A 10368-nucleotide genomic window follows, 5' to 3' on the forward strand; every position below is an offset into this window, starting at 1 on the left:
TATCATTTCAGCTTATGATCCAATTATTAAAATAATAAAACTATTATAATTACATAACTTCATTAGTATATATAATACTGCCACTGTACTTATACTGTATCTATTACTATAGTTATACCTATTATTGGTACAACTAATTATACTTGCACTAAACCCCACCACCCGAAATACTGCAGCGTTTTATTTAGCATTTCTAAAGCTCTACCGATTTTTCAGTTCAACTAAAAATTTATACGTGTCCAAAACTCCTAGAATCATAGGATTTTGATACAAGTATAAATTAAGTTTCACTATGATAAATCTGAAGTCTCTCGATTCCTCAAGCCTTCTATATCTTAAGAACTGCACAATCCTCCGCATTGTATTTAGGGTACCCGGTGGAGTGCACTATAACTTCATTTAGTGCCTTGACGTATATTATCACCACTACTAATACACACCGAATAATTTCCCAAGTCTAAGTATTCTGCTTAGAACTTTATTTTTTCATTATACTTAGTATCTGCATCTAAAGGTGGACTAGCTTTTCAACTTAAAAGTCATAGACAAGCATTAAAAAGTCTTGTCTATATCTTTCAGCTTCAAAGCTGGTCCACCTTTTTTGCCTATGAAGAACTTCTCTGTGGGTCCTCAATCGAAATTTTATAAATAAAACATAAGCGGCTTGCCTATAAAATGATTTAACACTGCCCACTCAACCTTTATTACTAGAAATTAAGTACCCAACGGTTAATTAGATGCAACATATCCTATAGTTTAGCTTAAAATTATCATCTGTATTCCGCTTAAATCCAAAGTTTAATATTTACATTAATTTCTCTCTACTTATACTTGCTTTTCTATATTCGTTATTATTTCCAGATTTAAGTGTAATAGCACCCATTTTCTACTCTCCTTTTTAAATTTCATAACAACCCTTTTAATTTCTTTATGAAATTCTTCTTGTTCTATTTCGGGCAATCTATTTAGAACTTCTTTTTCCCCTTAATCTAAATAATCATTCCAAGTTAATGGTCTTGTTGCTATTACACTAGAATCATTAGTGCTCGCTTCTGCTATACAAAATAAATGTAATTCACAGTCATCACATACTTTTTTTGTTTTTTCCTCATTTAGTTTCTTCTTTCAAAATGCCTGCTACCCCTCAGTACTAATTGCAATAGTTTATCACTAAGAAAATATGCACGCATAAATAATTATCTAAACTCTTTAGTTGTGCTTTATTACGAGTTTTTATATCTATTCTGAAGTCTATTTACAATTCCTACGACTGCCCCTATTATTAAGCTACTTAATACAAAGAATAAATCAGTTGAAATATTTATTATTTATATGCACGTAATACCAATGATTATCTGAAAACAAGTTCGTAGATTACGTCTCCTCACAAAAGCACCGGTGATGATTAACAAATTATATACTTTATATATTGTTATTTAGAAGCACCAGTGCTCCTAGTGTGATAGCTTGTTAACTCACCTGTTGAACCTCCTACTGACTTTTTAGCAAACCATATCATATGGATAATAGTTCAAACTCTTAAAGTTTTTATTATCTAAATTTAAAATTTTAACTATAGCTGCCCCTATAAAACACCAATACCCGCAATAAGTCTCGTTATTGCTCTTATGAGAATCATACCAAGCTGCATCTTTATTACTTTCATACCATATATTATTGATATAATTTAATAAAAGAGTTTTTTCTATTTCTCTATCTTCTTCTTTTAAAATACTTAATAGTTGCTTATATTGACTAGGATATAACAATTCATCTTGATATTTTTCAATTTTACCATATATCAAATATTCAGTTAACGCTAACAATAACGCATCTTGATTATTACACTTTTTAATAATTTTTATAACATTATTTCTTATTTCATTTTTTACATTTAAAAGTATAGCTATTGCGACTATGTCAATTATCTCATTATATGATATCTCTTTATTTTTTTCTGAATACTTAAGCACATCTCCATAAGCATTTTTAACTTCATCAATACTATTTCCTGCAGAATATAATGCTACCATCTTATTTTTACAGAAATTTGCCATCATTTTATAACCATTTATAACACCTATATCATTTTCACCTTTATTTGTAACAAGTTTCTCTAATGTAGTAGAAAATTTGATTATCCTTGCATTTTCATACGCTAGAAATTTATCGAAGTAAATTTGGTCTCTTAATTTATCTCTACACATTTATTTTCACACCCCTTTCTACAACATTTGCACTTTTATCAAGTTTATCGTATGTAACTATCCCTTTTTCATCGATATGTGAAATATAACTTCCCACATTATGTGGATTTAACATTTGTTCCATACGTATATCATCTGCTCTTTCCTTTCCAACACAATCATCTAATCTCTTATCAATCCAGTTATCACTCATTTGTTTTCCATCATGAGTATCTGATAACTGAGCTGAACCATACTTAGCATCTACGACTAAATACTGTGGTCTTCCTTCGAAGTTTTGATATACCCCATCTATGCCTTGATGCCCCATGTCAATTAAACTTGTTACCCTATCATTACTTATTCTGTCATATCCCTTTTCTAATAAATCTTGATCTGTTTTCATTTCTCCATAATTGCCCTTTTCAATTGTGGTTTCTAAATTCTTTTTATCGCTTTCAACTCTTAAAATTTCATCATTTTGCATACTTATTTTTTCTTCTAAATTTATCTCACTACTAATCACTCTTTCATTATTAGCCATTTCTTTAAATTCCTGATTCTCACTAATTTCATCTGGTAAATTATTTAATTCAAAATTTTCACCAATTTGCTCTGGTAATTCTAAAATTTCGGTCATTAGTTTATTTTCTATTGAATCAAATTTATTTTCTGGTGATTTAATTTCAGATTTCAAAGTCAATCCTATCATATAATTCCTCCACTATATAAAGAAAAAAACTCTATCTTTTTTTGAAATTCATTACCTTTTACCATTTCAACAACTATATTTAATATTAATTTACGAATATTTTGTGCCATTAGCAAATCATCAATATCATACATATTTCTAATTTGATTATCCAAATTTTCTAATGCTAAAAAATCATCTCCACTAGCATTTGCAAGTTGTATAGCTAATTTTTTCCCATCGAAAATGTTATATAAAATTGTTTCTTTTTCTTTCTGGTCTAGAACTGAACTATCCAAACTCTTATACATGATTTGTTTAGTATAATTACCCACATTCAAAGAATCAATCCAACTCTTTATTTTTTCAACTTCTTCATCGATAAATTCATAATTATCAGATGTATTCAACAATTTTTTAAAATATTTTTGTGTAATTGCAGTTTGTACATCATTATTTTTTCTAAATATGTACGCTTGCTCTTTATCATTCTCAAATAAGTCGACAGCACATAATACTGGCTCAAGCCAATCATTTTGATATATTGCTGCAACTCCACACCTAAGTTTAGATAGTTCAATTATTTGATTATCATTCAGAGCAGCTGCCTTACCGACAAGTTTTCTATCTTCTTCATCTGGTAAACGCATAATTATCTTTGTATTTGTATTACGAATAACCGACATATCCATTAACCCTGGTGATTGATCTGCAATAATAAATCCTTCTCCATATGTACGCATCTCAGCAATTGCATTTGCAATCATTTCAACAGATTTACCTTGCAAATTTGAACTTTCTTGACTCTGTTCAGACATTGTTCTACGAAGAATATTGTGTGCTTCTTCCAATACTGTAATATGTTTTAACTCATCATTCATATTACTATAAGACATTCTATATTCTTGAAGTTTCATAATCATAATACCCATAAGTAAAGATTTAGTTTCCATTGAACCTACTCTACTTATATCAACTATTACATTTGAATCGAATAAAAGTTCATTAGAAATTTCTAGAGAAGAACAAAAAATTTGTCCATTAATTCCATTTGTTAATGATTTTATCCTAGTACTTAACGCTCCTATATAATCGCCTTTGGTATCAGTTGAATATTCAGACTCATAAATAACCTTTGGTAGCTCTTCTATTAAATCATAAAATGTTGGAAATTTACGAGGAATACAAATAGACTTCGTCAAACTCCAACCTTTATTTTTATAAACTTTTTCTACAGCATCCTTAAGTATTGCAGGCATTGCTGCATACATTGGCCAACAAGCATTAAATATTTCAATTAATCGGTCAATATGTTCCAATATATGAATGTCTTCTGGAAAAGAAAAAGGATTTAATCTAAGTAATGATGTTTTATTAGGATTTGTTCCGTAAACAGATACATCATTTCTACCTCCAAAAATATTTTTATATTCTCCCTTCGCTGGTTCTATCACAAGAAATTTCACATTCTCCTTATCAAGTTCAGAAAGAATTTTATATATGGTATTTGACTTACCTGAACCTGTTGAACCTGTAATAAAAGTGTGTGCTGCTAAACTTTCTTTATTAAGCTTCACTGTTTTTTTTCTTTCTTTCCGATGCATATGATTTATACAACCAATCTCAATATCTCCTATTATACATTCAGTATCAAAAGATAACACATCACGTCCAAACTCTGCACATTTCACAACCGGAAACCCCTGTACTGAACGTTTAGGCAAAGACATAGCTCTTGCCAATTCTACTCCTGAAATACATGTACATCCATTAACATTATCTGGTAATTTAATCAATTTATCATTTTCTTTTATTTGGAATTCAGGATGAAAAAACATGGCTAAACTCTCTTTCATTCTATCTACACAATCTTTCTGTTCTTTTATATGTCCATTCCAAGTATTGATTGCTGCTTTTTCAATGTGTGAATTATTCCCCTGTGTAAGTGACTTATACGTTTTTGCAACATTAACTGATGTTGTATAATCATTTGATAGTACATATGTAGCAAAATCCCACATTCCCAAAGCTTCACATTCTTCTAATCTCTTTATTTGACTTTCTATTCTTTCTAGTGTCTTTTTAACTTCATATAAAGTGTAACTAAGAGTTAATCCTCTTGTTTTAGAATTCCCCCTATTTTCACCTAAAGATTTTGTATAATTTACTCCAGCTCCAAGCATACAAGGTATACCTACATTAATATTTTTACCTTTTGTGACATTTTCCATAAGATTAATTGTATCACTATATGAATGTACTTCTTCCCAAGAAGAAAAAGGACTTAATATAGTAAAATAGTTGCAATACATTTTTTTCAATTCCTCAATATAATTTTGTTTCTTTGGTTCTGCTAATAAAATCATAATATATTCCTCATCTTCGTTTTCAGGAATATACCCGTCTATTAACTTTTCAATGCTCTGACTAACAAAGTCTTCTGATTTTTCAGAAGCAATATTAGTTGTCATAGAAATAGTACTTTTTCTCTTAGATAAAATTTTTTTTCTGAATTCTGCAGCCATCTTAACTGATGCATATCTTTTTTGTTTTCCAATACCGCCACAAGGATTATATGTTGTACCAGGAAAATTTCCAAGCATAGCAGCTTCAATATTATGAAGAAACCCATCAGCAATAGGAATATCATCATCACTGCCTTTATTGCAAATAGCTAAGTATATATTACACTCTATTTGATTTCTATCAAATATTAATGCAATATTGCACTCTGATTCTGATAATACATTGTAAACATTTTTTAATTTATCGATATTGTTTTCCTTTTCATCAATTACATATCTTGTAATATTTACAAATCTTATACGATTATCTGCATTAAAATTATTGTTTAATTTTTTTGGTTCATAAAGTGTATCAATTTTTGATAAGTAATTTCTAAATACTTCCGTTGAAATCTTATCAATATTATTTTGTATTAATTCTAGTTTATCTTCTATGGCTGTGTTCTTATATTCTCCAAAAACTTTATATTTTTCATCTTCTTTGTTTTTAAATTTACTGATACTACCTTTTTCTTCATTCATCAATAAACCCACCTAATCAATATATTTAATCAAACTTAGTATAATTGCAATTCCTGAAATAACCCCTACTATATAAAGAATATTCTTTATTAATCTTTTATTTTTATAAATCTCATCCGCTACCTCAGCCATATATAATATATATTCAGATGATGTTGCTCCAAAAGGAACTGCTTTTTTCAACTCATTTAAATAGTTAATATCCCAAGGTTTTTCTTTTCTATCAGGTTCATAAATCATAAATGGTTCTTCATATTTTTTTTGGATTTTTATCAATTCTTTTTCAGTGAGTTTTTTTGTAATCTTACCTTCTACAATATTAGATACTAATTCCGCTATAGCATAGCTTGCCTCTCTTCCATTGCTATTTTTCATTATACTTATCCTCCCTAAAGATTAGTAATTTATTGAGTTTACTATTTTTGTCAGACATTTTTTTAAGACTTTCAGAATATTTCGAAATTGTTTTCTCTAATTCATCAATCTTTTCATCATATTTTTTTAAAGTTAAACTCGCCTCATCAATATTCGATAAATAATTATTACAATTTTCTTTCTTCCACTTACCAAAATCATTCTTCATAATCTCTAATGGATTTCTTATACAATCTATATTAAAATCACCCGTTAACTTAAATCTCAATGCTTTTGAATATTTTTTAGGATCTATTTTTACTCCCCAAAACAAAAACACTTTAGAAAATGCTTTCATATCAATTTTAAATGACTTGTATTTAGCCTTAAACTTTGGTTCTTTTACTTTCGTGTTGTTCAATCTTTCTTTAACTGAATCGCTAATTTCTTCATCAGCATTAATGACTTTAATTATTCTTTGTTGATACAAAGAAGCCAATTTATTTAACTCGTCGATCATCTCATTTTCAATCATCGGAAATATATCTTCATAACATTCATTACAATAACTAATCATATCTCCATGACACTGTTTAGTGGCTTGTTCACCTTTTAAGTTTTTTATCTTTGTTTCATTCCATTTTTCAGCTGTTTTTTCATATAATGTTTCACAAAACTCTTCAAGATAATCAGAATATTTAACTTCAAGTTCTTTTTCTATCTTCTGAATTTCTTTATCTGAAATTTCTATTTCTTTAATTTTCTTTATTAACTCTTTCTTCTTGCCTATACGCTTATTCTGATAGTCTGATTGCTCTTCTTTTAAATCTTCCGTTAACTTGTTTTTTTCTGTTTCAACTTTTTTCAATATATTCATCAAATAGTCACAAGATTCTTCAGCTTTTAAATAATTAGCATATTTACAAGCAAACTGATTAATCAAATATTCTGCAGCAACTATACCGCTATTATTTAATAGCTGTCTCTGTTCATCTGAACTAATTTGTTCGCAATTTAGCTTTATTTCATTATACTCTTTTTCTGGCAAACAATTATATTTATATAATTGTTTGAAATATTTAGAGCCTTTTAAAAAATGTGATTTCCTGGTCTCAAATTTCTCATCTGCACCTTTATCTATCCATATTGGAGTTTCCTTTTTTGCTCCTAACGCAATGATTGATGATGTATACAAAATCTTATTTAGTTTCCATTTCTTTGATATTGATTCATCAATACCTTTAGTCAACTCATCCACCGTCATCGTATCAGCCATATTTATAACAACTAATTTATTTACGTTGTCTAACTTGTTATCAAAATCTTGCATTTGTTTAGTTAAATTTTCATTATCTGTTGAATCTAAATTTTTTCTATCAAATAATACAATAGGAAATGCATTGGTCTGGTCAGATAACGTCTTTTCTAAGACTTTTTTATGTGTATCAGCATATGTTCCAGCATTACTTCCTGGAGTATCGAATATAACAAATGAAAACTTGTTGTTTTTAAGCTTTGATTGCACGAAAGGAATTTTAAGTTTAATTTCAGTCCCTACATTCTTAAGAATTTCATCTAATATCTTTCCATCATCTTCATATTTTTGATTTAGCATCTGTAAAACCTGATGCATTTGTTCAATTATTGTTTTTTCAGTATATATATATTCATCTATTTTATTTGCAATTTCATAGTTGTCATGGATACTTCCAGAATAATAGTATTTATTGTTACTCCAATTCATTGAAATTGTTTTATCTTTATAACTGAACTCAATAGAATAGTTATTATCATTACGTATTTTCATAACTCTAGCGGTAGTTGGGTCAGTTGCACTAGGTAGTAATTCTTCTCCAATTAATGCATTAATAAATGTTGACTTACCAACACTATAGTTTCCTATTATACAAATATTAATATCAGGTTTTTTAATATCATTGAATTTAGAAATATATTCTCCTATGCTACGCTGACTATAACTTAAATCATTTGATTCTCCCATATACTCTGTAAATTCTGCTTCTAATGCTTCATAAGCAGATTCTATCACTTTCATTGCTGCTTGAGATTCTGGTAAAGTATTAGATTTATTATATTCTAATTTAATTGACTTATTATTTAATGACTCATTAATATCATAAAAATCTTTAAAATCTGATTCTGTACCTAAAAATTCAATTACAATTCCATTATTACCAACATTTTGTTCTTTATCTATAAGTTTAATTATTTCTTCACCACAATTTTGTATCGAATACTTACCATTTTGAAACTCTAATAAATTTGAACTACTTGATAAAGATCTCCAACTTCCATTTTCTCCTACACGTTGGAATCTTATATTTTTTTTATAAGGATTATACCAAATCCGGATTGTATTTTGATTCATATACTCTCTACCTTTCTACTAAAATATTTTAATATAATAAACTCTTATTAGCCTCACTAAGTGTCTTTACCTAAAACACTACCAGAATACCCCCTCCACATCTTCTCAACCTCATCTCTCATCTCATCCCTAAACCTCTCCGGCTTAAGAACTTTAACAGCAGCACCTTGACTAAGGAGCCACATCTTAAGTCCATGGGCATAGCCTTTGACTCTAACAAGATATTCACCTGTAGCTATTTGATTGATTTCCGCATCGGGGAGTTTGTCCTCAACAGCTTCTATAGATTTCCCTGTAAATATAAATTCTATATGCTCTAAGTCTCCCATATACATAAAGTGAGTAATTTTTCGAATTTCTCCCTCTTCTACTTTGTTAGTTAGATCCATTTTATATAGCTCGTCTAACAATTGATAGGACTTTATCCTATCTAATCTATAAGGTATATATTTAGTTGATGTTTTGCCTGTTTCCCATTCAATGGTGGCGATTAAATAGAAATAATACTCTGAGAACAATAATCCATAGGGCCGTATTTTTCTACATACGGTTTTCTCTAAAACTTCACCATTTCCACCTAGTCTTGTATAATTTATTAGAATTTTTCGATTTTCTCTTATTGCTTTGGTTAAATCCCAAATTTTATTTATTAAATTATTGTCCTTATGTCTTGGTTCTTTATAAATGCTTCTTTCACTAAAAATTATTTCGCTAATGTAAGCTCTATCAGAATAACAACAGTTTGATACTAATTTGTTTAAGAGTATATCCATCTGATTTTTGCTTAATCCTCTACTTTCCAAGCAGATTTTTGAAAGAGTTAAAATCTCTTCTTTAGTTAAGAAAAGATTCTCTCCAGACTTCAATATATATTTTTTTAACTGCTTGTCATACTCAACCCTAACATCATTAAAATTTGCTTCATTATCTTCATAGAAACTAAGGTTTATATCTTCTACATACCTTTCAATGGTCTTAGTAGACACCTTTATCTCTTTTGCAAATTTATTTTTATCAATTGTCCCACCTGATATTAATGTTTTATACATTTTTAATAAGGCTTGTGATTTCTTCATTCCATAACCTTCTACTCTATCATTCATATTTACACCAGCTATTCTATAGTTAATAATTAACAATAATATACCCCTAGTATATAACAAATGCTGCAAATATTTTGTATTATCTTGTCATATTGTTAAAAATTATTTAATAGCTTATAAGTCTTTTAACAATGCCTTTTCTGTAAAATTTAATGTTTTATTAAATTCATATAATTTTATATTTTTAAAGATTTTATAATAAGATATTATTTTTCTATTATTTTTCTAATAATTCAAAAACAATGGTCAATAAAATTAAACTGAGAACTACAGCAACAATTCTCAGTTTAACTTTATACCTTAATCTACAAACAACATTTACTATTATTCTGTATAATTATTGATCATTAGCCGCTACATTCTCTCCTAAAGATATCAACTCCGTATTACTTGAAAATATACTAGCTGCAACTTGTAATTGATAAGACTTTGAAACATCCGCTACATCAAACACTATATAACCTGTTTGTTCAATCTTAGGGTTTAATTGATTTAAGAAAAAATCTCCATTATCCTCAATGCAATCACCAGCATAAGTATCTGCTGAATATTCTGTTCCATCATCCTCAATTAATGTAAATAGAGCTGTATCTATTGT

The 10368-nt window shown here is 28.5% G+C and carries 7 protein-coding genes; all 7 read right to left on the minus strand.

The window, feature by feature from the left end; translation table 11 throughout:
* Window positions 1-1502: 1502 nt before the first annotated feature.
* Window positions 1503-2207: a PoNe immunity protein domain-containing protein gene (locus ACVHXK_RS01515; protein ID WP_461204574.1), complete on the minus strand. Its 705-nt coding sequence runs from the start codon at window positions 2205-2207 to the stop codon at window positions 1503-1505.
* Window positions 2200-2898, minus strand: coding sequence for a hypothetical protein (locus ACVHXK_RS01520; RefSeq protein WP_461204575.1), 699 nt, complete (start codon window positions 2896-2898; stop codon window positions 2200-2202). Before ACVHXK_RS01520 ends, ACVHXK_RS01515 begins: the two co-directional genes overlap by 8 nt.
* The gene (locus ACVHXK_RS01525; RefSeq protein ID WP_461204576.1) at window positions 2895-5924 is read right to left on the minus strand and encodes an ATP-binding protein; all 3030 of its coding nucleotides are present in this window, start codon (window positions 5922-5924) and stop codon (window positions 2895-2897) included. Before ACVHXK_RS01525 ends, ACVHXK_RS01520 begins: the two co-directional genes overlap by 4 nt.
* Window positions 5925-5936: 12 nt before the next feature.
* Window positions 5937-6299, minus strand: a complete 363-nt coding sequence (locus ACVHXK_RS01530) for a hypothetical protein (RefSeq protein WP_461204577.1) — start codon at window positions 6297-6299, stop codon at window positions 5937-5939.
* Window positions 6289-8667, minus strand: a complete 2379-nt coding sequence (locus ACVHXK_RS01535) for a dynamin family protein (RefSeq protein WP_461204578.1) — start codon at window positions 8665-8667, stop codon at window positions 6289-6291. Before ACVHXK_RS01535 ends, ACVHXK_RS01530 begins: the two co-directional genes overlap by 11 nt.
* Before the next feature lie 56 nt (window positions 8668-8723).
* Entirely contained in the window at window positions 8724-9806 is a 1083-nt protein-coding gene (locus ACVHXK_RS01540; protein WP_461204579.1) for a helix-turn-helix transcriptional regulator, read from the minus strand.
* 301 nt (window positions 9807-10107) lie between these two features.
* The coding region (locus ACVHXK_RS01545) for a DUF4352 domain-containing protein (protein WP_461204580.1) at window positions 10108-10368 on the minus strand (261 nt) is incomplete at its 5' end.

The organism is Clostridium sp. DL1XJH146 (assembly GCF_054819755.1).